This window comes from Paenibacillus selenitireducens (assembly GCF_002021565.1).
Classification (GTDB): Bacteria; Bacillota; Bacilli; order Paenibacillales; family Paenibacillaceae; genus Paenibacillus_K; species Paenibacillus_K selenitireducens.
This window is the reverse complement of sequence record NZ_MSZX01000001.1, coordinates 807,450-833,982: the sequence shown is the minus strand read 5'-3', so window position 1 is coordinate 833,982 and position 26,533 is coordinate 807,450. Positions and strand designations below refer to the sequence as shown.

The window sequence follows — 26,533 nt, the reverse complement described above, 5'->3', positions numbered from 1 at the left end:
GCTGCTCTTTTCGTTATGTTATGCTTTCGGATCCTGGTCTTTGAGAAACTTTTTCCGTAATGCCATTTGCTTCTCATATTGATACTTACGCCATCCGACATAGGTTAAGACGGAGATCACCACGGCGCCGATTCCAATCGTCCACACCCATATATCATCACCGGAACCGATCGGAACGAAGGTAGGCGTATCTGAGGTCTTCTGGAACAGCTGCTGCAGGATCGGCTTTGCCATCGCGATGGCTTCCACCACTTGATCCGATTGGAACGGTTGTGCCGCCACATGGGTCTGTAAGTAGGATACATATGAATCTACGGCCTCAACGGTGCTTGGATCGCGCTGAATAATGGCTGAAGGGCGTATCAATTCATAATGCTCTTGAAACCCACGAAAACTTTGCTGTACGTCCGCTCCCTGTCCCGCCTTTGCTGCACGTTCCAGTTGTTCGATATCCTCCAAGAATACTTTATAATATTGCACCCACATCGGTTGCTTCGCATGGATCAGTGCGTCAACAGCTAGTCTCATTTTGGCTGTTGTGAAGAGCCAACGTTGCGGATCAACCTTGACGGCATTTACAACCCTTTTCGTCTCCACGATGCTATTCGTCAACGCGCGAATGCCTTCGACAGAAGTGAGATCACCAAGTGGAATCTGCTTCAACTGCGACTCGAGCTGTGTCACATTCGATCTAACTTTTATCAAGTCGCCCTCGATAGCCCCTTGATAGACCGTTTCTGCTGTTTGATGAAACTTTTCGAGAACTTGGGTATTCGCTTCCGCTTGAGACTCGACCTGTGACATGGCAGGCTGCTCTATATGCTTATCGGATGATGAGCTGACCGACTGACACCCGACTAACAAACCAAATATAATTGTAAATAGTAGAAACCTTGGAAACACGGACATCCCTCCCATACTTACACTATGAAAGGTTGTCCGGCATTAGAACTAACGATTGCGCGTCTGATGCGACATGCGCATGGTGATCCATCCCATCACAAAGCTCACGAAGGTTAATGTAAATGTAAAATTACGAACAGTCGCAAGATGCGCAGTTAATCGATTTGATAAGTAAGGGAAAATTCCATATGTATAATCGACGGTATCATTTAGCCATGTCCAACCTAACGCAATCAGAAGAGCTCCAAGACCACAAGTAAAAAACGGGACGTAGATCAAGGCTTCAACCGCCATCGCTAAATGTGAGGTCATAAGCATGTAATGCTGCCAGACAAGGTCATCGCCTAGTGCTGCCCCTGCTACAATCATCGTGATCGCCCAAATGCCGTATTTGACCGATGTAACAACAGCAAGTCCCTCTATAACTTTCCGTATCACCTGCCAAGCCTTAGAACGAGGCGGGAAGAGCAAAAACAAGATAGCAATCGTAAAGAAGAGCGAAGCAGTTGGGCTATCTGGAACAAAGATGATTTGCCATAACGGATGGGTGTTGAATGTCTCGATCAATTGATCCTGATACCAGTAATAGCCGTAGAGGGTTCCTAACAGATTGCTGATGAACAGCAACCATAAGATGGAGCGATTCATTAAGATTAGCTTCGCATACCACAAAAAAGATTTCACCAATTCTCCTCCCTTAAATGAGAAAAACCTGACCGCCTATACGATCAGGTTCTGTCTAACTTATAAGTTTACTCAGCCTTTTTTTGTTTTGCAAGCCAAGCTGCGATACCGTTGATCTGTTCATCGGACAAACCTTGTGTTTTCGCTGAATCATACATTGGAGGCATATTGCCTTTTGCCCCTTGCTTACCGTTCTTGATGACATCCATGATTTGTTCTTCTGAAAGCGTATCACCAATACCGCGCAGCGAAGGACCGCTCTGTCCCTTCAAATCCGTACCATGACAACCTAAGCAGGTAGCTACTTTCATGGATTCCATTGCCGGATCATCCGGTGCAACAAGAGCAATTTCAGCTTCTTTCTTCACTTTACTTTCCTTGGGAAGACCTGCCAAAGCTCGGTCTCTCGCTTCTTCTTCACGAACGATATGCTCTGGTGTTGTCCCCGTTAACTTCAATTCTTCTTGATAACCTGCCCAAGAAGTAACTGTTAAGTATACAACGCCAATCAAAGAGATGAACATCATTGCCGATGCAATCGGTCTTCTATAGAAACGTCTTTCTTTCCCTGTATCTAAGAATGGAGCAAGCAGCAATGCGCCAAATAACACGCCTGGAAGCCCAACAATACCCAGTACGACATAGTCGCCTGAAGCATAAGGCATTTTCAACAATTGATACAAGAACAAGAAGTACCAGTCAGGTACCGGAATAAATGCGGCATTCGTTGGATCTGCTGGATAACCTAATGGAGCCGGCTCGGAGATCGTCAAGACGAGGAAACCGACCAGCATGACGCATCCTACCATCCATTCCTTCAACAAGAAGTTAGGAATGAAGGCTTCGGATTTACCCGGATATGCCGTATAGTCTGGAGGAGTTGCACGTTCTGATCTTTGACGAATGCGTGAATCTCCAACATAGACAACTTTTTCTTTCGAGTTATGACCATGTGCCATTGTACTTCCTCCTCTCTTATAGTGGTCCCGAGATTCCTTGTTTACGAATCATAAAGAAGTGTCCGCCTAAGAGTGCAAGTAGAACAGCCGGCAAGAAGAATACGTGCAAAGCAAAAAATCTAGATAACGTTTGGGCTCCGACGATGGTTCCCCCTTGCAAGAATTCTTTGACATACGGACCGATCACTGGAACAGAGTCAGCGATTTGAAGACCAACTTTCGTTGCAAAATACGCTTTGTTGTCCCATGGTAGTAAGTAACCTGTAAAACCAAGGCCGAGCATAACGAATAAAATCAATACGCCAACAACCCAGTTCATTTCGCGCGGTGCTTTATACGATCCTGTAAAGAATACGCGAAGAGTATGTAAGAACAGCATAACGATAACGAGACTCGCACCCCAGTGGTGCATCCCGCGAACGATTTGACCAAATGCGACTTTCGTCTGCAAGAACTCAACGCTCGCATAAGCATTAATAATATCCGGTACATAATACATCGTTAAGAACATCCCGGATAAAATTTGAATTACTGTAATGAAAAACGTCAATCCGCCAAAGCAATAAACAAACGCGGAGAAATGGTGCGCCGGGTTAACATGTTCTGGAACTTCGTGATCGGCGACGTCTCTCCACATTGGCGTGATATCTAGACGTTCGTCAATCCAGTTGTAGATACCTTTGGCCATCTGATTCTACGCCTCCTTATTTCACTCTTGTGTTATCCATTAAATCGCCCAAATAGATAAAACCATTTTTAATCTCCATCTCATACTCTTTCAGAGGACGAGGTGCAACCGCGAGGTTTTTACCATCTTTGGTGTAGTGAGCCCCATGACAAGGACAATGGTATTCATTAGGGTAGTTCTTATCGCTGTTCCATCCAATTGTACAACCTAAATGTTGACAAATCGGGGATAAAGCGAAAATCTTACCGTCTTCACCTTTGGAAATGTAAGCGGATAACTTTGCTTCGCTTTCATACCAACCATCGACTTGATGCTTCTGGAAAGAAAATTCTTGCGGCTCATTCGTAATCTTGCTTTCTTCGACAACTTTAATGAGCGCGCCTTTGTCTTTCTTTTCCAAGAGTGGATTCACGGCAAATCGAATCATAGGAAGCGTTACACCGCCTGCCATAAATGCCGTAGTCCCCCCTAACGTATACGCTAGAAACTGACGACGTGACATTTCTTTCCGTTCGTTACCCTGTTTCTCATGTTCATTATGGTTACTCATTCTGTGTTCAACCCCCTTTGCCAACCATACTTTTTCGCTTCACAATGAATAAAATCACACATTAACTAGGACATAATTATAATATCTTAGGACCTGTATAGCGTCAAGAATTTACCAATACATTTCTAGGAAGTTCCCTAAAAGCAACAGGAAAATGTTGAGAATTTGTCACAATTGGTCTAGCTTTTTTTTTGCCAAAGATTGTGAATTTGAGTCGTAATAATCATGCGGAGAGATTCCGCCTCGGTGGGCTTCACGGTCGCTGGTGACAGCACTAAATCCGCGTGTTCAAAGGCTTGTTCGTTAAATGGCACTTTTGCAGAAATGATAATTACATACTTAAAACCGCCAAGCTTCATCTTATGACAAAGGTCGTTGATTTTCTCCAATTCATCCAAATCTACGTAATGATTCGCAGGATATGTCACGATCCGTCCCCGAAATGGATTTTCCACCTCATCCATCCAATCGCGCAATTGTTCTAGTGCCAGTGTGGTGTCATGCGGCGATTCCCCTCCACTTAATCCAGTCATTGGCAATAGGCAAGTATCTAGATAGGGTTGAAGCTCGTCCCACTGTTCCGCTGTAATATCACTAAATTTCATCGTATCACTCCTCTGAATCCATTATAATGATAATTTTACCATCGACAAGATCGAAATAACCCCACAAATTATAAAATCTTTAGATAAAGAAAAATAAAGAGCCGCCCTCGCGACTCTTCAATTCATCGATTTAAGCTCATCCGTTAGTAAGCGGAAGGAGATTCGGTCCCCCGTGGCTAATGCTTTGTCAATTTCCTGATAAATTTGTTCTGTTCGATATTTGCGTAGTGCATCATCTAATACCATCTCTGCTGTGAGACTTAACATTGCTTCGTAAGTAACTTTCATTTTATCCATAGGATACACCTCCAAACTAACGTCCAAGAGATCCTATAATCCTTTCTTTTCACCGCATCTTTCCATTGTTCGACGCTTCTTATGTCGTAAATTACATCCTGCATGGGTTGGACGACCTTGGCTGGTGAATTTCTTAGAAAGAGTATAGGCTAGAAATTCTGTTCATAATCGGCACGACCGGACGCCTTTACTAAAGCATATTCAACGCTTTCACGACCGTTAGTACAATCGCCCTGATTCCAATGAATGTACTGATGCCTAGTCTAATACGCGGGACTGTTATGGCTTTGGCAACTCAATTTTGTCTTCGTGAGAGACATAAACTCCCTGTACGACGGCTTTGCCCATGGTGGTCATCTGTACAACTTTGCGATTTTCTTCATCTTCACCGATGCGGAGAAGACCCAGATGCATCATCATCTTGAGAATACGTTCTTCAAGCATATTATCTGCCTGATCATAGTAGAATGGCTTAATGAACGGACCGATCTGTTGTTTCAAGGATTCGACGGTCACCCATTGCCTGGAGCAAGTTTCGATCCAGTGCACGAGCGATAGCAAGTTAGGAATAGCACTCTTATAGAGTCGAAGCCAAAAACGGTACACTTGTGTTAATGGCTCCTGCTTTCCCTGCTCGACCATGCCTTGACCTACAGCGGTCAGTACCAATCGTTCATCTCTCTCCTCAAGGAAGCCATGGTAATAGGCATAGTCATAGAGAAAAGAGAATCTGTTGGGATAATCCTTGAATCTTCTTCCATACCCAAAGCGCCATCCCCCTTTACTCACCATCGACTCTGCTACAGACAAGCTCTCCAACACTTGCTGTTGGTTCCTCCGATACATGACACCTTCGATATTGAGAGCAATTTCATGATGATGCACATACTTTAACAGAAGGTTCAAATCGTCTAAGATCAACATCTGTTCATCGCGGTAAGCTACCGGTTCTGTCGTATATTCCAGCTCTGTCCGGAATTTATGTTCCAGTACCGAGCGAAAGCGGTCTTTCAAATCCAGCGGGACTTGAAACAGATATCGCGTCTGTTGAGAGAATCCGTTAAATAACCACCCGAGGTGCTTGAACTTCGCGATGGTATCGCGAGGATTCGAGGAGAGAATCGGCTCGGATAATCCGAATTTCGTCTGCTGTACATAAGCAACAAGCTCTTCCAGACTGAATGAATTGCGATGATCGAATAAAATGGAGTTCAAAAACCGCAAATCTTCAATGCTAAGCCCTTGAATATGTTGTTCAAAGATGTCTTTGCGGCTTACGGTGGACAGAATGGACTGAATAAGTTCATTCTTCGAATTCTCATTGCATTCGCATTGATAGTGGTTTGCAATTCTCGTTAATTGATGAATATCAGCAAAACTAAGCATGTCTGCAAAATTCATTCGTCATCCTCCGGTCGGTCGCAACCTGTATTACGTATCCGTGTGTAACAACGTGGTTTTAATACCATTATGGGATTTTTATCAAATTTTATTCTCTGTAAAACAAAAAAAACGTCCAACTCTGGAAGAGTTAGACGTTGGTACCTTCTAAATGACGTGTGCAGTTATAAAGAATTGGACTCCACTGCAAATCCTTCTTTTCCAATACTGTAAAAGAGAGATTCGCGATGCCCTCCTGATATCGTTCTTGGTACAAAGCCAAATATAATTGTGCGAGAAAACTTCCATGACTGATCACCAATAGGTTAGAATTTGGATATTTATCACTCATATCCTCTAGGAACGACATGGCACGCTTACGCACTATATCATTTGTCTCCTGCCCTAAATCCCGCTCTTTCCAATGTTCTCCCCAACGTTCGAGCCGTTCCTCTTGCGTTGTGCCTTCAACTTGGCCGTAAGAACGTTCAATCAATCTTGGATCCGGCGATAACAATGGAATATGTAAGGCATTGGCAATGATCTGAGCCGTTTCTTCTGCTCGCTGCAGTCCGCTGGAAATGGCATAATCCCATTTGAATGAATCATCAACAAGACGATCTGCTAACAGCTTCGCTTGACTTCTGCCCGCTTCGTTCAGCGGTATATCTGTCTGTCCTTGAATTTTCCCCATGCGATTCCATTCGGTCTGACCATGTCGTATAAGTCCTATTAGCACGATATCCTCCCTTTTATCTTCGTACTCTTGCCAACCAATTCAAGAGCAGTAATGAAAAAGTGATGCCAAGTAATGAAAGGGCAATCCAATAATGCGGGTATGTAGGTACGACTTCCAAGATCGGCGGATCACCGATACTGGCGACTGGAATTTGTCCTAAATTTAAATTGGTTGAAATACTCATATCCCCTGGAATAAGCTCATTCATTTGATGAAGCCGATCCGCATCTGATGGACCGCCTGCAATCATTAAGTATAAAAAGCTTACTAAAAATATAGCCATAAAGCTAGCTACAAATGCCGTCACATTCCGTCTTAACTTCATAGAGAACGCATATGTACGACTTGTGACTGGCATAAGCCATGCCGATTCAGCATAGATCCGATCCATCACGTTCTTGCTGAGATCCATGTCAGATACTAAAAATGGCTCGTTCGTATCTGTCAATTCATGAATCAGGGCCTGGCTTTCTTCCCATATTTTAAATTGCTGTGTGCAATCCTCGCAATGTTCTAGATGTCTATCTACATGGAGACGAGCAGCATCATCCTCAGGTAAATCCCAATATTCACCTAACAACTCTTGGACTTCTTCGCATTTCATCTGGAGTTCATCCCTTCATATTCCTCGTACATCGGCTCTGCAAAATAAGGCTCCAATTGATTCTTCACACTTGCCCGCGCGCGGAACAATAATGACTTCACGGAGCTAACCGTTTGTCCAAGAATATTAGCGATCTCTTGATAATCCATTTGATCGTATTCTCGTAGGATAAGGGCGGACCTTTGCTTCTCTGGTAAATTGTTAATTGCTTCACGAACTAAGTTAACTTTCTCACTGCGCAACACTTCCTGCTCTGGTGCAATGTCCGTAGAAGCAATCGGCATCAAACCGCTCTCGTCCAAGGATACACTGCTAGCTTTCTGCTTACGCAATTCACTTAATACCGTATTTCGAGCAATTGTATACAACCAAGTTGAAAAAGAAGCATCTACTTCACGAAAAGAATTCAGACTGCGAAACGCTTTGTAAAACGTCTCGGAACATAAATCCTCCGCCAGCAGCTCCAATTGCGCACTTTTTAGCATATGAAAAATAAAAGCGATTATTTTACGTTGGTAACGTCGCATTAATTCAGCATACAACTCGACGTTGCCTTCTTTGATTTCACGAATGATCTGGGAATCGGTCATTAAATACGACCCTCCTTGCCTTTCCAAGAACATCCCAGTTCGTTACATATTTATACCGAACTGAGTGTAAAAAGTTGCGGTGCCATCGGCACTTATTTTAAAAAAGTTACAATAATTATTAATTCAATGAAAATTCATCCAAAAATTAGTGGAACATACCTAAATTTCATTGTATCACACTTTGATTGGGCCAAAAATAAAGATTTTTTAAGGAAATTACAATAAATATAGGAGTCTATCGAGAAGCAAGTCATCAGAATACCCTATATTCGCGATTATGTAAAGGAAGTGGTTCCGAAACAAAAAAAAAGACCGCCTACATTTGTAGGCGGTTGCACATTGTGCAATTATTGGATAGGAGTGGAGAGAAACCATACTGTACTTTTATTATATGTATACGTTTTCATTCTGTCAACACTATTTTTTTCCTAATATTTACTTTCGTTTTTTAAACATATGCAGTGAAGCCTAATGTCGGCAAAAGCTGCTGTGCGCGATCCCAATCTTTTTCATTACGGAAAGATAAACGGAGTACGCCTGGAACGTCCTCGCGGCTCTCGATAATTTGAAGGTTGCTTAAATTTAGCTCATGATTTCCAAGCTCCGTCGCTATCCGTCCAATAATCCCTGGCGTATCGGGTACATTGATATAAACATCATATAACGATGTAATCATCCCTTTGCGACGTTCAGGCAGCTGACTGCGAAATGCTCCCGCTTGCGAGAACTCCTGCACGATTCCTTCGCCATCTTCACGCTTCAGAATATCAATGAATGACTCCACTTGGCCGTTCCAATCCTGCAGCAATTTCAACAGCACATCCTTATTATTCAACAATATATCGCGCCAAATATAGGGATCGCTATTCGCGATTCGTGTGATGTCACGGAAACCTCCCGCAGCCAAGCTCTGATACAAGGTATTATTCTCGTTATATTGACGTACTTGATTCACGAGTGCGACCGCGATCAAATGCGGCAAATGGCTGATCGCTCCGACAATGTCATCATGCTGCTTCGGATCTACTCGTACAATCTGCGCACGGGTATGCTGCAGCAAGTCTGCTAATCGCGTATAAGCTTCCTCGGATACGTTCTCTTCAGGGGTTAGGACATAATAGGCATTTTCGAATAAAATCGAAGAAGCAGCCTCGACTCCAGAACGTTCGGAACCCGCCATCGGATGTCCGCCAATAAAGGTTACGTTCTGTAAATCAGTCTGCTTAGCACAAGCCGCTATAGAGGCTTTTGTACTCCCTACATCCGTAATAATACAACCTTCTTTTAGCGTCATCTGACTCAATTGTTGAAGATATGACGCTAACTTCCCTACGGGTACGCAAAGAAAGATGAAATCCGCATCGCTCGCTGCTTCTTCCATCGAGGTCGTGGCGATATCCACGACGTGACGATCGATATATTTTTGCACTTCTTCCGGAAAAATCGAATGCCCAACGACGGTAATCCCTGGCTTGCCTTTAAAGCATAGAGCCAGGGATCCTCCGATGAGTCCGACGCCGAAGATCGTTATTTTGATAGACATGTTATCTCACCACTTCTGCCGCTACTTCTTTCAATACTGCTTCCAAGGCTTGAATAAACTTCGTGTTCTCTGCTTGGCTTCCGACCGTTACACGAATGTATGTTGGATAAAGCTTATGTCCAGCGCGGGTAATCACGCCTTTACGCATCAATTCATTAAAGACAGCTGCAGCATCACGCTTCGTATCGAACATAACGAAGTTCCCGTGTGCTGGAAAGGAGGTCAATCCAAGTCGCGTGAATTCGCGTTCAAGGTATTGAATACCGGCAGCATTCGCTTCACGGCATTTGTCGATAAATTCTTGATCATCGATTGCAGCTAAAGCCGCTGCTTGTGCCATACGGGACGTATTGAAAGGTTCACGGACTTGATTAATCAATTTAATGACGGCAGGATCCCCAATTCCATAACCGATACGTAATGATGCAAGTCCGTAAATTTTGGAGAAGGTACGCAAGGTAATTAAATTGTTATAGTGCGGCAGCAACGTTAATCCATCCGGGAAAGACGGATCTTTCACATACTCGCAATAAGCTTCATCGAGGACCACTAGAACATGCTTCGGAACCTGATCCAGGAACGCAACGAGCTCGTCCTTCGATACGATCGTTCCTGTTGGATTGTTCGGATTACATACCCAAATCACTTTGGTCTTCTCCGTAATCCGTGCAAGCATGCCAGGCAAATCATGTTTGCCGTCAACTAATGGGACTTGAACACAAACAGCGCCTTCAATATCCGTATTATGCTTATATTGCGGGAAAGTCTGATCTGCCATGATCGTCTCATCACCAGCAACAATAAATGCACGTGTAATCATAAGAATAATTTCATCTGAACCTGCACCAAACACAATCTGATTCGCATTCACATGATGATGCTTCGCAATTGCGTTAGCTAACTCAACGGAAGCACCGTCAGGATAGATACTCATATTCTGAAGTTCGTTCAAGATCGCTTGTTTCGCTTTCTCCGAACTTCCGAAGGGATTTTCATTGGACGCCAGTTTGATCACTTCGGTCAAACCTAACTCCCGTTTCACATCTTCAATCGGCTTTCCTGGCTGATATACAGGTAAATTCACAATACTGGATTTAGGCTGCATCGAAATCATCCTCTCAAAAAAAGTTATGCTTTTAATTGTCGCACAAAATCTTGAATTTGCAAGAGAGCTGCTTGACGTGTCGTTGGTGACTGCAGATTGCTTAACTCCTCTTCAATCTTGCGGACAATCGCGCTGCCTACGACGACGCCATCGCACAACTTCGAGAACATGCGGAATTGTTCATTCGTCGATATGCCGAAGCCAACCGCAACTGGCAATGAAGTCGCTTGCTTCACTTGGTTAATAAATTGCTCAATTCCTTCATGGAAAGAAGAACGAACACCTGTCACTCCTAGTGAGGACACGCAATAAATGAACCCACCCGCGTTACGTACAATTCGTTCGATGCGATCCTGCGAAGTAGGCGCAACAAGTGGGATGAGATGAATATTAGCTTTCACCGCGAGCTCTCGTACATGCGCATCCTCTTCTACCGGTAAATCGGGAATAATCATGCCGCTAATATCATTGTCCGCTAGCAATTGGAAGAAACGCTCCACTCCCAACTGTAAGATAGGATTATAATAAGTAAAAAGAATAAAGGGCAACTGCACGCCTTGCTCTCTTGCTTCCTTTGCGACTTGAATACAATCAAGAATCGTTATTTTGTGGACCAACGCACGTGATGATGCACGTTGAATCACGGGTCCATCCGCAAGCGGGTCCGAATAAGGCACACCCAGTTCAACAATATGGGCTCCTGCTGCTTCAATCTCTTTTATAATTTCAATAGACGTTGTAATATCCGGATCTCCAACGGTTAAGAAGGGAATCAACGCGGTTTCTCCAGCAGCTTTTAGCTTCTGAAATGTTTGATCAATTCGATTCGCTGACATGGGCGTCACCTCCTAAATATTTCATGATCGATTCAACATCCTTATCTCCGCGACCTGACAAGGAGACGACGATGATTTGATCTTGATCCATGGTTGGAGCAAGTTTGACGACTTGAGCAATCGCATGCGCCGATTCTAAAGCAGGGATAATCCCCTCTGTGCGACACAGCAACTGGAGTGCTTCCAACGCTTCCATGTCTGTAATCGGTACATATTCTGCTCGACCTGTGTCTTTTAAGTAAGAATGCTCCGGTCCTACCCCTGGATAATCGAGACCTGCCGAAATCGAATGGGCTTCAATAACTTGTCCGTATTCGTCTTGCAACAAATAACTCATGGAACCTTGGAATACGCCTTTGGTTCCCTTCGTCATCGTTGCTGCATGGAAAGCTGTATCAACGCCTTTCCCGGCAGCCTCACAACCGACGAGACGAACGCCTTCATCCTGGACAAATGGATAAAAGATTCCCATCGCGTTACTTCCGCCGCCAATCGCCGCAACGACAGCATCCGGAAGACGGCCTTCGGCCTCAAGAATCTGTGCTCTTGCTTCATCGCCAATGATCCGTTGGAAATCTCTTACCATCATCGGATAAGGATGCGGTCCAACAACGGACCCTAGAATATAGAAGGTATCCTGAACGTTGCTTACCCAGTACCGTAATGCTTCGTTCCCTGCATCCTTCAATGTTCGGGAACCGGACGTTACCGGAATCACTTCAGATCCTAACAGCTTCATGCGGAATACATTCAATTGTTGCCGTTTCGTATCTTCCTCACCCATAAATACTTTGCATTCTAGCCCCAATAAAGCAGCTACCGTTGCCGTTGCCACACCATGTTGGCCAGCACCCGTCTCGGCAATAACTTTTTTCTTGCCCATACGTTTTGCGAGCAAAGCTTGTGCAATCGTGTTATTAATTTTATGAGCACCGGTATGGTTAAGGTCCTCACGCTTCAGATAGACTTTGGCACCGCCTAAATGGCTGGACAATCGTTCAGCATAATAAAGCGGCGTTTCACGGCCTGAATATTGTTTCAGTAAGTAGTTGAGCTCAGCAATGAACTCCGGGTCTTGCGTATATTTATAATAAGCTTCTTCTAATTCTAACAATGCATTCATTAACGTTTCTGGTACGAAACGTCCTCCGAAATCGCCGAAACGTCCATTCTGATCTGGAACTTGATTCATTGTTGTTTCACCCTTTCTACAAAAGCTGTTATTTTCACGATGTCCTTCACGCCATCTGTTTCTACGCCGCTAGATACGTCCACGCCATCCGGATGGATACGATCTAACAGTTCATGTACATTCCCAGGATGTAAACCTCCGGCAATGATTAATGGAATTCCCGCTTCCTTCGCCCATTTTTGATAGGGGGCAATTCGCTCCCATGGGAAGGTCTTCCCCGAACCCCCAATATATACGGGATCATAGCTGTCTAATATCAACGCATCGATGACATCGCGATAGGCATCCCAGGAATCGGAGACCGAATCAGGGTTGCTGCTCTCACGTAAAGAATGACATTTATAAATTTGAACGGCGCATTGTGTTTTGACAGCTTGGCAGAATTCTGCGCTCTCCTGTCCATGTAACTGTACGACATCCAGAGGTGCGATCTTCAGCAGATCTATTAATTCATCCAATTGCGGATTCACGAAAACACCCACGGTTACCGGTCGAAACGTATCTTGAGCACGAATAAAAGAAATCATTTCTGCTACTTGATCGGCACGGACCTGCCGCTTGCTTGTCGCGAATACAAATCCTACTTGATCCACAGGTAAGTTTATCATAGATTTTAGCACTTCAACGGATTGAAGTCCACATATTTTCACAGTAGGCACAGATGTGCAGGGTTCGGCGCTCATAGACGCGGCCCCCCAATTCCTACCGATCCGAGCAGATCTTCAATGGCTTGTTCGACGGAGGCTTGCCGCATAAAATACTCCCCAATCAGCATCGCATCCGCACCGATCGACTTCAAATACGTCATATCTTCCACGCCAGCAATACCGCTCTCACTGACCTTCGTAACCCCCGCAGGCATAAGTTCGATTAATTCCTCAGAAGTCTTCAGATTTGTCTCGAACGTGTGCAGATTCCGATTATTGACTCCGATCAACGTAGCTGTCCCTAATTCCAATACAGTCTCAAGTTCCTGCCTGTCATGCACTTCCACAAGAACATCGAGTCCAATGGATTTTGCAATTTCTAAGTAACTGCCCAACTGGTTTTTCGTTAAGATCGCTGCGATCAGAAGGATGGCATCTGCGCCAATGAGCCGGGCTTCATAAATTTGACGTTCATCAATCGTAAAATCTTTACGTAATAACGGCACATTCACGGCTTCCCGAATCGCTGTCAGGTACGCATTATTTCCCTGAAAATAATTTTGATCCGTTAACACCGATATGCAATCGGTTCCCGCAGCGACATACCCCTTCGCCAAGTCTACGGGATGGAAGTCCGGTCGGATGAGTCCTTTGGACGGCGAAGCTTTTTTCACTTCTGCAATTAATCCCATATCCCGTTGTCGACTGGTGGAAAGGGCTCGTTCAAAGCCTAGACAAGCAGGCATATTCGCGATGATACGCTCAGCTTCGGACAAATGAAATGTGGATGCGAGCTGCTCAACTTCTATTTTTTTGGTAGCTACAATGCGATCAAGAAACATATGCGTATTCTCCTGTCGTCTTAATAAGTTGATCTAACTTCGTAAGTGCCTTTCCCGAATCAATCATGTCCGAGGCTATTTTGACACCTTCTTGAATCGTATCCGCTCGGCCAGACACATAGATACAGGCTCCTGCATTCGCTAAGACAATATCCCGATACGCGCCGCGATCTCCCTGAAGAATATTGCGAATGATCATCGCGTTCATCTCTGCATCGCCACCTAAGACATGATCGAGAGCATAACTGCTCAGGCCTAAGTCTTCCGGTGTAATGTCATAGGTACGGAGTTGACCCTGCCGTAATTCCGTAATCGTCGTCGGTGCGGATATACTGATCTCATCCAATCCGTCATAGCTTGAGACAACCATGGCACGTTTCAATCCAAGCTGCTCTAACACGGCGCCAATCGTCTCTGTTTTCGAACGGTCATAAATGCCTAATAACTGACGATCTGCGCCAGCAGGATTGGTAAGCGGACCTAACATATTAAAGATGGTTCTTACGCCAAGCTCGCGACGTGGTTCCGCTGCATATTTCATCGAAGGGTGATATAGCTGCGCGAACATGAAGCAAATCCCGATATCGTCCAAACATTTGGCTGCTGCATCACTCGTTAAATTAATATTCACACCAAGCGCTTCCAACACGTCCGCACTCCCCGCTTTGCTTGATGCAGAGCGATTCCCGTGTTTAGCGACACGTACTTCATTCGCAGATGCGATGATCGCGGAAATGGTTGAAATATTAAACTTATGAATGCCTGAACCGCCTGTTCCGCAAGTATCCAGTAATTTCCGCTGCTCTGTCAAGACCCGATTGGATTTCAAGCGCATCACTTGTGCGAAACCGGTAATTTCGTCAATGGTCTCTCCCTTGATGCGCATCGCTGTCAGAATGCTGCCGATCTGTGCGGAGGTCGCACGGCCTTCCATAATCTCACTCATTACATCTTGTGCTTCTTCTCGGGTCAAATCAGCCCCTGCAATTAACTTGCTTATTGCCGTGGAAATTACGCTAACCTCTCTGCTCATCTCTTCTCCTCCTCAACTTCACTAAGCTCTTCTTAAGATTTAACGAAATAATCTAAATTCGTATACGCGACTTCCTTCGTACGATCTGGAAAAATGGCTTCTGCCATCCGTATGGCTTTCAAGCAGCCCATGGCTTTATTCACCGTTTCTTGGTACTCATTCTCTGGAATGGAATCCCACACAATTCCCGCCCCAGCCTGCACATAGGCTTTTCCGCCCTTGAATACGATGGTTCGTATGGTTATGCAAGTATCCATATTGCCACTAAAGCCTAAATATCCGATTGCCCCACCATAAGGTCCCCGGGCTTCTCGTTCCATATCCGCAATGATCTGCATCGCACGCAGCTTTGGTGCGCCGGATAATGTACCCGCGGGCATGCATGATAGCATCGCATCGAAGAAATCTCGATCCTTGCGAAGCTGTCCCGATACATTCGAGACGATATGCATCACATGTGAGTATTTCTCTATTTCCATATAAGAATCACAACGAACCGTTCCGAACTCCGATACCCGCCCTAAGTCATTGCGTCCCAGATCCACCAACATGAGATGCTCTGCACGTTCTTTCTCGTCCGCTAACAACTCTTTCTCAAGTAGAGCATCTTCTTCCGGTGTTGCGCCCCGGGGTCTCGTACCCGCGATCGGCTTCGTTTCTACGCGCCCTTCATTTACTTTCACCAAAGCCTCCGGCGATGCACCGACAATCACCTCATCATCCATTTTCAAATAATACATATAAGGAGAGGGATTCATCGTCCGAAGCACACGGTATACTTGAAGCGGCGAAACTTGTGTCTCAATATTGAATCGTTGGGATAGAACAACTTGGAAGATATCTCCGGCTCGAATAAGTTCTTTGGCCTGACCGACATTCGCAATGTACTGCTCCTTGCTCACGTTGGATTGCACATTACCAAGGTCTACATCCGCAGGTATCGGATTACTGCTCATCATTGCGTAGGGTATCGGTTGTCTGAGCTTATCGATTGTCGCATCAATTTTACAAATCGTCTTCCGGTACGCTGTCTTGATATCTTCCTCTGTCGCAATCTCTGGAATGTGAATATTCGCGATCACTTGAATTTGCTGCTTCATATGATCAAAGACAATCACCTGATCACAGAACATAAATTGAATATCATTCATATTTAAATCATCGATCTGATGTGCTGGTAAATTTTCATAATACTGCAGGAGATCATAACCGAAGTAGCCAATCGCGCCCCCCATAAAAGGAGGTGCATTCTCCATGGAAGGTGACCGGAATGATCTGAGGTAAGCCTTTAACGCTTCAATGGGCTTCTCCTCTACCCGCTCCGTCCGTCCTTGCCGTTCGATTTCGATGACGCCGTTTTTGCCACGAATCATAAGAAAAGGATCGTTCCCAATAAAAGAATACCGCGCCCATTTCACGCCACCTTCAACGCTTTCGAGCAGAAATGCTCTTGGTTCTTGGTAAAAGTGTTGAAATATCCGAATCGGGGTCTCTGTATCCGCCATGATGGTACGAACAACTGGAATAAGATTATACTCCCGCGCGTATTGAATGACTTGCTCTAAACTTGTATTGGTCATCTCGATCACTCCTTCTATTCATGGGCTATCCCGCAGCAGCGTAAAACAACAAAAAACCTCTACCAAAGGTAGAGGTTGGTTAGATATTGAAATGGATTGCCCAGGAGTACAAGGAATATAACCGTGAACGCTATGAATAAACCAACCATGAATCATTCCAAGTGAATGATTCTTATGCTGAACGAAAGCAAAATAAGCCCCGAAAGCAATATCGATTTATTACGCGGAAAACAGTTCACAACTATCGTTATTCCCTACTCATCTCAAAAAACACTCAACTGGACTCTACTCAACTCAACTGTTCTAAACTCATCTCAACTCTGGCTCTGCGACTAACGCACTAAACTATCATTAATGAACAATATACAGGAACAACGAGAAGTCGTCAATATGCAAAAACCTGACATAAAAACTGACCTCTACCCTCGGTCGCTCTTCTTCGAATGGACCGAGGGTAGAGGTTTTTCTCATTTTTACCTGGCTAGATCAGGGCGAAGACGTTTGGCCTCATTCAAATAAACATGATGGATTTCGTTCTGCCGTTTCTCTGTGTTCACTTGTACCATCAGGCGAATGCAACGTTCTAAACCGCCTTTGACCGGAATCTCAATGGAACACATGAGAGGCACAAGCTCCCAACCCGCCATCTCACGAATGGCTCGGGCTGGAAACGTGGCGTCTAAATCTGGTGTCATCGTCACGAATACCGAACAAATTTGTTCTGGATCAACATCATTGACTCGTACAATTTCGTTCAATAAAACGATCGTTTCCGATAAGATCTCTTTTTCTTCATTCGCTGTTACTGTTGTCGCGCCACGAATGCCACGCACCATCATCTAGACGTCCTCCTTCAATTCCATGACGACCTGCCGAACCAATTGCGCAGAGACATCTTTCAAGATCTCCACTTGACCAATCGCAATCGGTACGACAAATACCATCGAACCTTCCTTAAACTTCTTATCATGCATCATCGCATTCATGATTTGATCTACGTTCAAATGCGTTGGGATTTGTGTTGGAAGCCCAAATTTCGAGAGAATGCGTTTCGTCTCGTGATATATGGATGCATCATAACCCAAATGTACAGCAAGTTTCGCAGATCCGACCATCCCGATCGAGATGGCTTCTCCATGTAGCAATTCATTATATCCAGACACAGCTTCTAGCGCATGTCCTATGGTATGACCTAAGTTCAGAATCGCGCGCAGATCATTTTCCCGTTCATCACGAGATACTACGATGGATTTCACGTTGCAACCTTGATACAAGCCATAACTTAATGCCTCGGGCTCCAACGTGAGCAAATGCTGCGTATGTTCATCCAGCCAAGCTATAAATTCGGCGTCCCAGATCAAACCATGTTTGATCATCTCCGACAGTCCGGCGACAATCTCACGATAAGGCAACGAACGCAATGTATTTAAATCATACAATACCATTTCAGGCTGATGAAAAGCACCGATGATGTTTTTCGCCAGCACATGATTGACACCAACTTTGCCGCCCACGCTGCTATCATGCGCGAGAATGGTTGTAGGGATTTGAACAAACTTCACACCACGCATATAGGATGCTGCGACAAATCCAGCTAAATCACCCACAACACCGCCACCGAGAGCGATCACCGTAGATGACCGGTCCAAACCAGCTTCTAGCGCAACGGTCACAATTTCTTCAAGTTGGGATAAAGATTTCGACTTCTCCCCTGCGGGTACGATATAACTCGCCGTACGGTAGCCGCTCGCTGCGAATGCTGATTCCAAGTTGGACAAATAGTGCGGAGCAACATGTTCGTCCGTCACGATCAATAATGGACTCTTGCTCGTGATCCCATGCTTCGTAAATAATTGTCCTGCTTGTTGGATTAATCCTTCACCAAAGTAAATCGGATAAGAACGATCACCTAAATCAACGGTTAGCTCTCTCATATTAATAACTCTCCAATTGGGATAAGTAATTATTCACATTCATTCGGATTTCTTCAATGGAATCGCCACCGAACTTTTCTAAAAAGGCTTTGGCTACTTCCCAAGCAACGACATGCTCCATCACGACACTTGCTGCAGGAACAGCACAGCTGTCGGAACGCTCTACTTGTGCTGAAAACGGTTCTTTGGTATCAATATCCACGCTAGCAAGCGGTTTGTATAATGTAGGAATAGGTTTCATCACACCGCGAACAACAATCGGCATCCCATTCGTCATGCCGCCTTCAAAACCACCTAGACGGTTGGACGCACGATAGTATCCGCGCTCTTCACTATACATAATTTCATCATGCACTTGGGAGCCGCGAATTGTACCTGCTTCAAAGCCGATCCCGATTTCGCATCCTTTAAATGCATTGATGGACATCACGGCTTGCGCAATGCGGCCATCTAACTTGCGATCATATTGAACATGGCTGCCCAAGCCGATAGGTACACCTTCGATGACACATTCCACAACACCGCCGATGGAATCGCCTTCTGCTTTAATTTGATCAATGTAGGCTTCCATTTTCTGTTCTGTCTCTTTGTCAACGACACGTACGGAAGATTCTTCGGTTAGACGAATTAATTCATCAAGAGGCAAATCATTCGCTGGCGCTTCAATCTCACCGATCCGAATCACTTGTCCACCGACTTTGATGCCGAACTCGGCAAGCAATTGTCTTGCCACGGCACCAACAGCTACCCGAGCTGCCGTCTCCCGCGCACTTGAACGCTCAAGAACATTCCGTAGATCTTTGAGATTATATTTCAGACCGCCGTTCAAGTCTGCATGCCCAGGGCGCGGACGGTGTACGCGGCGTTTCTCTTCATCGCTGCCTTCGATCGGCTCAATGTTCATGACGGATGTCCAATGCTTCCAGTCATTATTCTCCACAACAAGCGCAACAGGAGCCCCTGTTGTTTTGCCATGTCGAACACCGCCGACAATGTTTGCTGTATCTTTTTCGATTTGCATCCGGCGTCCACGGCCATAACCTTTTTGACGACGATGCAACTGGAAATTCAATTCATCAAAATCCAATTTTAAATTACTAGGCAATCCTTCAATGATTGCTGTAAGCTGTGGTCCGTGGGTTTCACCAGCTGTTAAATAACGTAAGCTCACGTTGCTTTCCCCCTTTAAACTGTAAAACTGCAATTGGCTAAAATCCGCTGATATCTTTGCTCATTATAGTATAGCAGGATTACTTTGACAACCAACAACAACAAAAACACCCCCGAAGACGCAAGCTTACGTCTTAAGCGGAGGTGTCCTACATCCGATTTCTAGTTCCATGACATGCTTCTATCCGTTGGCAGAATGCTTCTTGAATCCGATCGGAATATCTGCAAACTGTGGATCGTTGATCATCCCTTTGATTTGCACAGATTCGATCCCTAAAATTTGCGCACATTCTTGAATGTTAATAAATCCACGACGATATGCGGCAATGACCTTTCGTTTGTCCATTCTGCTTGACCTCCAAATTTGGCACTTGTCCATAGTATTGGAAGAAAATTTTCACAATATACATCGCAGTCTTTATTTTTTTCGATAAAAGAACGTTTCCGCAGATTCCAGCCCGTATTGTCCAGGACTAAAAATCTGCTCCGTGCTTCCGACGAACAAGATCCCGCCAGGTCGTAAGGCTCGTGAGAATTTATGGTACAGTATGGATTTCGCTTCTTCTGTAAAATAAATCATGACGTTTCGGCAAATAATTAGATCATATTGAGACTCGAAAGAATCTTCGAGAAGATTTTGTTTTTTAAATTGAATCGATTGTGTAAGCTCAGGTTTAATGTGATAGAAGTCGCCATGCCGTGTGAAATACCGCTCTACATAATTCGGAGGTACTTCCTTCAAGGACCTTTCAATATAGATCCCATCCTTGGCACGCTGCAGGGCACCGTCGTCTAAGTCTGACGCATGAATTTGCGTCTGGCGCAGCATTCCAGCTTCAGCCAGGATCATGGCCAGTGAATACGGCTCTTCTCCAGTCGAGCAAGCTGCGCTCCATAACTTCAACCTTGGATTATTGCGAGCCAACTCTGGTAAAATCGTCTGACGAAGAACATCCCAACGGTTCGGGTTTCTCCAGAATTCAGATACATTGATCGTCATGCGATCTAAAAATTCATAAAATAAATGCTTGTCTTTCATCATGGCTTCGTAAAAAGAAACAAACGTCGTATAGCCATGTTTGAGGCGAAGCGTCGTTAGACGACGCTTCATCTGTGCCTCTTTATATTGCGCAAGATCTATACCTGATTTCTCTTTTATCTTACGAATAAATGCAATATAGTCTTCATCTCTCTCCATGCTCTCCATCAGAACATCACCTTTCGGACTAGATCCAAGGTTTGATCGCTTTGTCGTACGTGACTAATTCATGAGGTTCAAAGAAATTGTTAATCTCACGCTCAGCGCTTTCAGGTGAATCCGAACCGTGAATCAAATTAAAATTGGTATGTACTGCAAAATCCCCACGAATGGTTCCTGGCAATGCTTCCAGCGTGTTTGTCTTGCCGATCAATGTACGTGATAACGGAACAACTTGATCCGCTTCCCATATCATCGCGAACACAGGGCCTGACGTAATGAAGTCAACGAGCTCACCAAAAAAAGGTTTGGAGGCATGCTCAGCATAATGAAATTCCGCTTTCTCACGTGGAATCACCATCAATTTTGATGCAACAAGTTGAAAACCTTTCTTCTCAAACCGACTTACGATTTCCCCAATCACTCCACGCTGTACACCGTCTGGTTTAACCATTACAAAAGTTCGTTCCACAATTTCACCCCTCATATTAGTCAAAAGAAAAACTATATATGCAATCGCTTCCTAGGATTAGTAGGAGCGTTTCGCAACGAAATGGGCAATGTCCGTCAAATTCTTCTTCGCTTTGACATTCGGCAAGGATTCAAGCGCATGTAATGCTTTGGCAATATAGCGATCCGCCATTTCTTCCGCTTGTTCAAGTCCTTTGCTTCCGCGAATCATTTGAATGGCTTTTGAGGCGTCGTGTTTCCCTTCTTGTTGCTGAATTTCTGCAATCTCAGCCAATAATGGTCCACGAATTTGTTCATCTTGAAGCGCCAGTAAGACTGGCAGCGTGATATTGCCTTGACGCATATCACTTCCAGGAGGTTTCCCGATTTGTTTCTCCGTCCCACATAAGTCTAACAGGTCGTCCCTCACTTGGAAAGCCATACCAACATTATATCCATAACGGTATAAGGCAGCACTTACTTTATCCGGTGCACCAACCGCGATCGCTCCTAATTGACAACTAATGGCAATCAGAAGTGCTGTTTTACGACGTATGCGCAACAAATAGTTACGAACCGTTTGATCCGTATTGAAGAAATCTCGTAATTGTTCCAATTCACCAATGCACATCTGCACAATCGCTTTAGATAACACTTGATGAATAACTGGATTATGTAATTGGGTTACAATCGATAACGCCTTCGCGTAGAGATAATCCCCGGTGTACATCGCAATTTTGTTATCCCATTTGGACTTGACCGTAAGCTGTCCACGTCGTGTGTTCGCATCGTCAATGACATCATCATGGACCAATGTAGCCATATGAATCATTTCGAGCGGCACGGCAATATGCTGCAGCTTCTCTAAGTCATAGGTACCGAACTTTCCGGATAACAGAACAAAAACAGGACGAAGTCTCTTTCCTCCTGCTTTAAATAAATGTAATGAGGTCTCACTCAACAACTCATGATCGCAGCGAATACTTTTCTCCAGCTGGTTCTCGATGAATTGTACATCCTTTTTCATTGTTGCATACAGTTCCAATAGTTTCATTCTTTCACCTGTGCGACCGTATTATCTGACCAAATGCAGATTTCAACCTTATTTTCTATTAGTCCAAGCTCTTTGCAATACTGGAAGTATAATTCTAACCCATTTTGCTGCGCTTGTCCAAAATCATGGCATAATCCGCTGAAATATTCACGCCAATAGGTTGGTGTGCCCCCAATTTCAATGCATGCTTTTCGAACAATGGGTTCACGATCCATCAACGTACGTTGTTTGCTATCGTGGAACGCATCTACGATTTTACGAATCTCAAAGGGATGCTGTTCCGTGGATACACGAGATACGGCCCATACCGCGAAAGTCATCCATTCCCCCGTAAAATAATTCCATCGTTCACCTAAATCCATCACCTCATACGCCCGATTCGACCAATCGGCGCGAATGGCATGGTCCCCGATCAATAACGCCGCATCTGCCTGTTCCATCATCTCAGGTAGAGAGGGATCCATCACGATATACGTTGGCTTCCCACCATAAAACTTCTCTATGATAATCTTGAGCAAGTTTACCGATGTCGCCGACGTATTTGTAAGCGCGATTTTACCATGAAGAACTTCTTCTAGCGGCTTTTTCAAGAACAGAAGAATGGATTTGACCGGTCCAAATGCACTGACAGACAAATTCGGAAACAAATTATACTTGTCATAAGACGCACCGTAGGCAAAAGAAGAAATTGGACCAAGGTCAATTTCGCCTTCAAGCATTGCTCGATTGAGCTGCGCCGGCACCTGTAAGGTTGTCTCCACATCAATTTTCAATTGTTCCGGGTTAAAATGATAAAACACAGGCCATACATTCGTGTAATTAATTTCTCCGATGCGAATCGGATTCCCTAGATTGCTGATCATCCGAATCCCCCCATCTGGTGTACAATTCATGTTCAATATCAACTTGATCCAACACTTTGCCTACCAAAAAATTCACGACATCATCCAACGTCTGAGGTCCGTGATAAAAGGCCGGCATAGCCGGCACGATCCGCACGCCCAAACGTGCTAATTTTAACATATTTTCTAAATGAATCGCATGGAGTGGTGTTTCACGAGGCACGATGATTAACGGACGCCCCTCTTTTAACATCACATCTGCCGCTCTACCCATTAGATTATCAGAGGCACCATGGGCAATCGTCGATAACGTCCCCATGGAACAAGGCATGATGAACATGCCTGCTGCTCGGAACGAACCGCTCGCAATACTTGCGCCAATATCTTGAATGGGATGGTATTGAAATGTACCTTCATAGCGTCCAAACTTCTGCTCCAGCACATCTCCTCGTCTTGTTACTTCCCAGCCCAACTCTTCCTTGATGACCCGCCAGCCTGCATCAGTGATCAGGATATGTACATCCAGATCCGAGGATAGCAATGCTTCAATTAAGCGCACGCCATATATCGAACCGCTGGCTCCCGTGATACCTACAACCCAACGTTTACGTTGTGTTCCGCCATTCATCTTAACGGAACACCACCAAATCCAAGAACGTAAATACAAAGACAACGACGCTTAGTATCCCATTCATGGGGAAGAAGGCTGTATTGACTTTGCTCAAGTCATGAGGTTTCACCAAACGGTGCTCATAATACAGAATGGCGTAGGAAATAATCATCCCGGCGAAATACCACCAGCTTAAATCCGTCATGACAAATAAAGAAATAAATCCAACCGCAGTTAATACATGAAATCCTCTAGCGATCCATAATGCTTTGGCAATACCAAACCGAACAGGGATGGAATGCAGCTTCTGCTCTTTATCAAAGTCATAATCTTGACAGGCATAAATGACATCAAACCCCGCTGTCCAGAAAGCGACCGTTAAGTAAAAGACGATAGCCGTCCAATCCACCTGATTCGTCACGGCTGCCCATCCGCCTAGCGGAGCAAGCGCAATCGTAAGACCCAATACCACATGGCACAACCATGTAAAACGTTTGGTATAGGAATACAACACCATAAAAAATACTGCAATAGGTAACAGCTTCATCGCTAGTGGCTCTAAGGATGCAGCAGCCCAGAACAGTAATCCGAATGAGATAATAATAAAGATGATAACTTCACTAATTTTGAGCAAGCCTGCGGGAATGGCTCTACCTTCCGTGCGAGGGTTCCGCTTATCAATAGCTGCATCGATGAGACGGTTCAAGCCCATCGCCGCACTTCGTGCACCAACCATGGCAACAAGGATCCACCATATTTGTCCCCACGTAGGTAACGTCCCTTTTTCCACAATAGACCCTAGAATCGTACCAATAAAAGCAAAAGGTAATGCGAACAACGTATGTTCAAATTTAATCATTTCTAAAAATATACCGATCTTCTTAAGCATCTTAACGCTCCTTAATCCCGATATGAAGCGCAGCAATTCCGCCGGTTAGCGGATATGCTTGTACATCTTTCAAACCTATTTCCCGATAGATATCAGCGAGTTCATATCGGCCCGGGAAAGCAGCAAGTGATTCGGGTAACCATTTATATTGTTCATAACGTTTGACGAGAATTTTGCCTAACATCGGCAGAATCTTCTGGAAATAAAAATAATAAATGCCTTTGAAAGGCTGCCATGTCGGCTTAGATAGTTCAAGACATACAACCATGCCGCCTGGTTTCACAACGCGCTGCATTTCCGCAAGCGTCCGCTTCAAATCAGGGACATTTCGTAATCCGAAGCCGATTGTGGCATAATCAAACCGATTGTCCTCAAAGGGCAGGTCCATCGCATTGCCTTGGATTAATTCGATCTGTCGGTCCAGGTTCGCGCGATCCACTTTGACTTTGCCTACATCCAACATGTTTTGACTGAAATCAAGCCCTACGATATTCCCCGTCTGACTTGCTTCTGCAATACTAATCGTCCAGTCACATGTTCCGCAGCATAAATCAATGGCCGTGTTGCTGGGTTGAATGTTCATTTTCTTCATCGTAAATTTACGCCATGCTTTATGACGACGAAAACTAAGGACATCATTCATAATGTCATATTTCGGAGCAATACTCTCAAAGACCGAATGAACGAACTGTTCCTTAGATTTCGGTGAATTCGTATCCATATGTTACGCTCAACCTTCCTTCACGACCGTCAGAGTCTCACGTGTCATTCGAAAGAACGGCTCGCCAATGTTCATCAGTTCCCGCAGAAATTTTTCTGGAGCAGGCTCGCGCAGTATGCTTTGAATGTCAGTTACCGTGTGCCGAAGCTTATCTAACAGTAGATTCTGTATATTGTATTTGGCCCATAACGTCTTTACGTGACGGTCCTCTACTTTGTTCTCACGCAGCAGGGTCTGATCTTCTTCAACCCCCTCCTGCAAAATATGCCAATACGCCCACGAACCTTCAAAGGTATGTAAATCATTCTCCTTTGACAGCTCTTCGCGAACGATTTCACATAGTGTAAATGCTTGAAGCAGCTCTGGCCAGAACTTCTTGTTCACGTCATCAACGAGTTGATTAAACGCTGTAAATAACTGCGTCTTCAATTGTACTAAGGTAGACGTGTATTCCTCCGTCGTCAACAAGCACTGTTTCATACGCATGTACAAATTCATTTTCAGACGATTCACTTCAGCAACAGCATCGCTTAACTGCCGAATCATATCCACTTCACCGGCTTGAGCGAGCAGTTGGTAGAACCGACTGCTAAAAAAATCACCCGCTAACACGTTCACTTGACGCGTACGCATCTCACGCTCCGGCTTAATCTCATCCGATGGATCGATCAGATCGTGCGTATCAAGCGCCATTTGCACCAAGGAAGTTGCAAGCGAATAAAGTTCGCTATGCCGTTTGGCAACTGGATTTTTATCCAAAAAAACAGACAACAAACGAATGCGAGTGTCCGGAAAAACGGGCATCTCCATGTTGTTGCTGATCATGTCATGCTTCATATACTTTTGAGCTAATTCAGGTACGCGATAACGTTTCATTAAGAAGCCTCC

General features: G+C 44.6%; 31 protein-coding genes. All 31 read right to left on the bottom strand.

The window, feature by feature from the left end; genetic code table 11:
* Window positions 1-18 precede the first annotated feature (18 nt).
* On the bottom strand, window positions 19-903 hold the full coding sequence (locus BVG16_RS03935; RefSeq protein ID WP_158081615.1) for a sporulation protein YpjB: 885 nt from the start codon (window positions 901-903) through the stop codon (window positions 19-21).
* 48 nt (window positions 904-951) lie between these two features.
* Entirely contained in the window at window positions 952-1,590 is a 639-nt protein-coding gene (locus tag BVG16_RS03930) for a DUF1405 domain-containing protein (RefSeq protein ID WP_144027277.1), read from the bottom strand.
* Between the two features lie 65 nt (window positions 1,591-1,655).
* Window positions 1,656-2,546, bottom strand: coding sequence for a menaquinol-cytochrome c reductase cytochrome b/c subunit (locus BVG16_RS03925; protein ID WP_078497203.1), 891 nt, complete (start codon window positions 2,544-2,546; stop codon window positions 1,656-1,658).
* A gap of 16 nt (window positions 2,547-2,562) precedes the next feature.
* On the bottom strand, window positions 2,563-3,234 hold the full coding sequence (qcrB, locus tag BVG16_RS03920) for a menaquinol-cytochrome c reductase cytochrome b subunit (RefSeq protein WP_078497202.1): 672 nt from the start codon (window positions 3,232-3,234) through the stop codon (window positions 2,563-2,565).
* A 16-nt stretch (window positions 3,235-3,250) separates the two neighbouring features.
* Complete coding sequence (locus tag BVG16_RS03915; RefSeq protein ID WP_078497201.1) at window positions 3,251-3,784, bottom strand: ubiquinol-cytochrome c reductase iron-sulfur subunit; 534 nt, start codon at window positions 3,782-3,784, stop codon at window positions 3,251-3,253.
* Window positions 3,785-3,963: 179 nt separating this feature from the next.
* Window positions 3,964-4,389, bottom strand: a complete 426-nt coding sequence (locus BVG16_RS03910; RefSeq protein WP_078497200.1) for a DUF2487 family protein — start codon at window positions 4,387-4,389, stop codon at window positions 3,964-3,966.
* 117 nt (window positions 4,390-4,506) lie between these two features.
* Entirely contained in the window at window positions 4,507-4,686 is a 180-nt protein-coding gene (locus BVG16_RS03905) for an IDEAL domain-containing protein (RefSeq protein ID WP_078497199.1), read from the bottom strand.
* A 279-nt stretch (window positions 4,687-4,965) separates the two neighbouring features.
* Window positions 4,966-6,087 (bottom strand): hypothetical protein, encoded by a 1,122-nt coding sequence (locus tag BVG16_RS03900; RefSeq protein WP_078497198.1) that lies wholly within the window; start codon window positions 6,085-6,087, stop codon window positions 4,966-4,968.
* A gap of 130 nt (window positions 6,088-6,217) precedes the next feature.
* Window positions 6,218-6,805, bottom strand: a complete 588-nt coding sequence (locus BVG16_RS03895) for a histidine phosphatase family protein (protein WP_078497197.1) — start codon at window positions 6,803-6,805, stop codon at window positions 6,218-6,220.
* Between the two features lie 13 nt (window positions 6,806-6,818).
* Window positions 6,819-7,409 carry an anti-sigma factor family protein gene (locus BVG16_RS03890; RefSeq protein ID WP_078497196.1) on the bottom strand — a complete coding sequence of 197 codons (591 nt, stop codon included), beginning with the start codon at window positions 7,407-7,409 and terminating at the stop codon, window positions 6,819-6,821.
* Window positions 7,406-7,999, bottom strand: coding sequence for an RNA polymerase sigma factor (locus BVG16_RS03885; RefSeq protein WP_078497195.1), 594 nt, complete (start codon window positions 7,997-7,999; stop codon window positions 7,406-7,408). Before BVG16_RS03885 ends, BVG16_RS03890 begins: the two co-directional genes overlap by 4 nt.
* 448 nt (window positions 8,000-8,447) lie before the next feature.
* Window positions 8,448-9,542, bottom strand: a complete 1,095-nt coding sequence (locus tag BVG16_RS03880) for a prephenate dehydrogenase (RefSeq protein WP_198957410.1) — start codon at window positions 9,540-9,542, stop codon at window positions 8,448-8,450.
* Window position 9,543: 1 nt separating this feature from the next.
* Window positions 9,544-10,647 carry a histidinol-phosphate transaminase gene (hisC, locus tag BVG16_RS03875; protein WP_078497194.1) on the bottom strand — a complete coding sequence of 368 codons (1,104 nt, stop codon included), beginning with the start codon at window positions 10,645-10,647 and terminating at the stop codon, window positions 9,544-9,546.
* A gap of 23 nt (window positions 10,648-10,670) precedes the next feature.
* On the bottom strand, window positions 10,671-11,483 hold the full coding sequence (gene trpA, locus BVG16_RS03870; RefSeq protein ID WP_078497193.1) for a tryptophan synthase subunit alpha: 813 nt from the start codon (window positions 11,481-11,483) through the stop codon (window positions 10,671-10,673).
* The gene (gene trpB / locus BVG16_RS03865) at window positions 11,464-12,675 is read right to left on the bottom strand and encodes a tryptophan synthase subunit beta (RefSeq protein ID WP_078497192.1); all 1,212 of its coding nucleotides are present in this window, start codon (window positions 12,673-12,675) and stop codon (window positions 11,464-11,466) included. The genes trpA and trpB overlap by 20 nt, the downstream gene beginning before the upstream one ends.
* Window positions 12,672-13,358 carry a phosphoribosylanthranilate isomerase gene (locus BVG16_RS03860; RefSeq protein WP_078497191.1) on the bottom strand — a complete coding sequence of 229 codons (687 nt, stop codon included), beginning with the start codon at window positions 13,356-13,358 and terminating at the stop codon, window positions 12,672-12,674. Before BVG16_RS03860 ends, trpB begins: the two co-directional genes overlap by 4 nt.
* The gene (gene trpC, locus BVG16_RS03855; protein ID WP_078497190.1) at window positions 13,355-14,164 is read right to left on the bottom strand and encodes an indole-3-glycerol phosphate synthase TrpC; all 810 of its coding nucleotides are present in this window, start codon (window positions 14,162-14,164) and stop codon (window positions 13,355-13,357) included. The genes BVG16_RS03860 and trpC overlap by 4 nt, the downstream gene beginning before the upstream one ends.
* A complete protein-coding gene (gene trpD, locus BVG16_RS03850; protein ID WP_078497189.1) occupies window positions 14,154-15,197 on the bottom strand; it encodes an anthranilate phosphoribosyltransferase in 1,044 nt (347 codons plus the stop codon). The genes trpC and trpD overlap by 11 nt, the downstream gene beginning before the upstream one ends.
* 32 nt (window positions 15,198-15,229) lie before the next feature.
* Window positions 15,230-16,777: an anthranilate synthase component I gene (trpE, locus tag BVG16_RS03845; RefSeq protein WP_078497188.1), complete on the bottom strand. Its 1,548-nt coding sequence runs from the start codon at window positions 16,775-16,777 to the stop codon at window positions 15,230-15,232.
* Between the two features lie 473 nt (window positions 16,778-17,250).
* The gene (aroH, locus tag BVG16_RS03840) at window positions 17,251-17,616 is read right to left on the bottom strand and encodes a chorismate mutase (RefSeq protein WP_078497187.1); all 366 of its coding nucleotides are present in this window, start codon (window positions 17,614-17,616) and stop codon (window positions 17,251-17,253) included.
* Window positions 17,617-18,711: a 3-dehydroquinate synthase gene (gene aroB, locus BVG16_RS03835; RefSeq protein ID WP_078497186.1), complete on the bottom strand. Its 1,095-nt coding sequence runs from the start codon at window positions 18,709-18,711 to the stop codon at window positions 17,617-17,619.
* 1 nt (window position 18,712) lies between these two features.
* Entirely contained in the window at window positions 18,713-19,882 is a 1,170-nt protein-coding gene (gene aroC / locus BVG16_RS03830; RefSeq protein WP_078497185.1) for a chorismate synthase, read from the bottom strand.
* Window positions 19,883-20,062: 180 nt separating this feature from the next.
* Window positions 20,063-20,227, bottom strand: coding sequence for a hypothetical protein (locus tag BVG16_RS33065; protein WP_198957409.1), 165 nt, complete (start codon window positions 20,225-20,227; stop codon window positions 20,063-20,065).
* A 72-nt stretch (window positions 20,228-20,299) separates the two neighbouring features.
* Entirely contained in the window at window positions 20,300-21,079 is a 780-nt protein-coding gene (locus BVG16_RS03825) for a CheR family methyltransferase (RefSeq protein ID WP_144027291.1), read from the bottom strand.
* A gap of 28 nt (window positions 21,080-21,107) precedes the next feature.
* Window positions 21,108-21,551, bottom strand: coding sequence for a nucleoside-diphosphate kinase (gene ndk / locus BVG16_RS03820; protein WP_078497183.1), 444 nt, complete (start codon window positions 21,549-21,551; stop codon window positions 21,108-21,110).
* 57 nt (window positions 21,552-21,608) lie between these two features.
* A complete protein-coding gene (locus BVG16_RS03815) occupies window positions 21,609-22,583 on the bottom strand; it encodes a polyprenyl synthetase family protein (RefSeq protein ID WP_078497182.1) in 975 nt (324 codons plus the stop codon).
* Window positions 22,580-23,446 (bottom strand): menaquinone biosynthesis protein, encoded by an 867-nt coding sequence (locus tag BVG16_RS03810; protein ID WP_078497181.1) that lies wholly within the window; start codon window positions 23,444-23,446, stop codon window positions 22,580-22,582. The genes BVG16_RS03815 and BVG16_RS03810 overlap by 4 nt, the downstream gene beginning before the upstream one ends.
* The gene (locus BVG16_RS03805; RefSeq protein WP_078497180.1) at window positions 23,403-24,053 is read right to left on the bottom strand and encodes a UbiX family flavin prenyltransferase; all 651 of its coding nucleotides are present in this window, start codon (window positions 24,051-24,053) and stop codon (window positions 23,403-23,405) included. The genes BVG16_RS03810 and BVG16_RS03805 overlap by 44 nt, the downstream gene beginning before the upstream one ends.
* Before the next feature lies 1 nt (window position 24,054).
* Window positions 24,055-24,924 (bottom strand): UbiA-like polyprenyltransferase, encoded by an 870-nt coding sequence (locus BVG16_RS03800; RefSeq protein WP_078497179.1) that lies wholly within the window; start codon window positions 24,922-24,924, stop codon window positions 24,055-24,057.
* Window position 24,925: 1 nt separating this feature from the next.
* The gene (locus BVG16_RS03795) at window positions 24,926-25,645 is read right to left on the bottom strand and encodes a demethylmenaquinone methyltransferase (RefSeq protein ID WP_078497178.1); all 720 of its coding nucleotides are present in this window, start codon (window positions 25,643-25,645) and stop codon (window positions 24,926-24,928) included.
* Between the two features lie 9 nt (window positions 25,646-25,654).
* A complete protein-coding gene (locus BVG16_RS03790; protein ID WP_158081614.1) occupies window positions 25,655-26,521 on the bottom strand; it encodes a heptaprenyl diphosphate synthase component 1 in 867 nt (288 codons plus the stop codon).
* Between the last annotated feature and the right edge of the window lie 12 nt (window positions 26,522-26,533).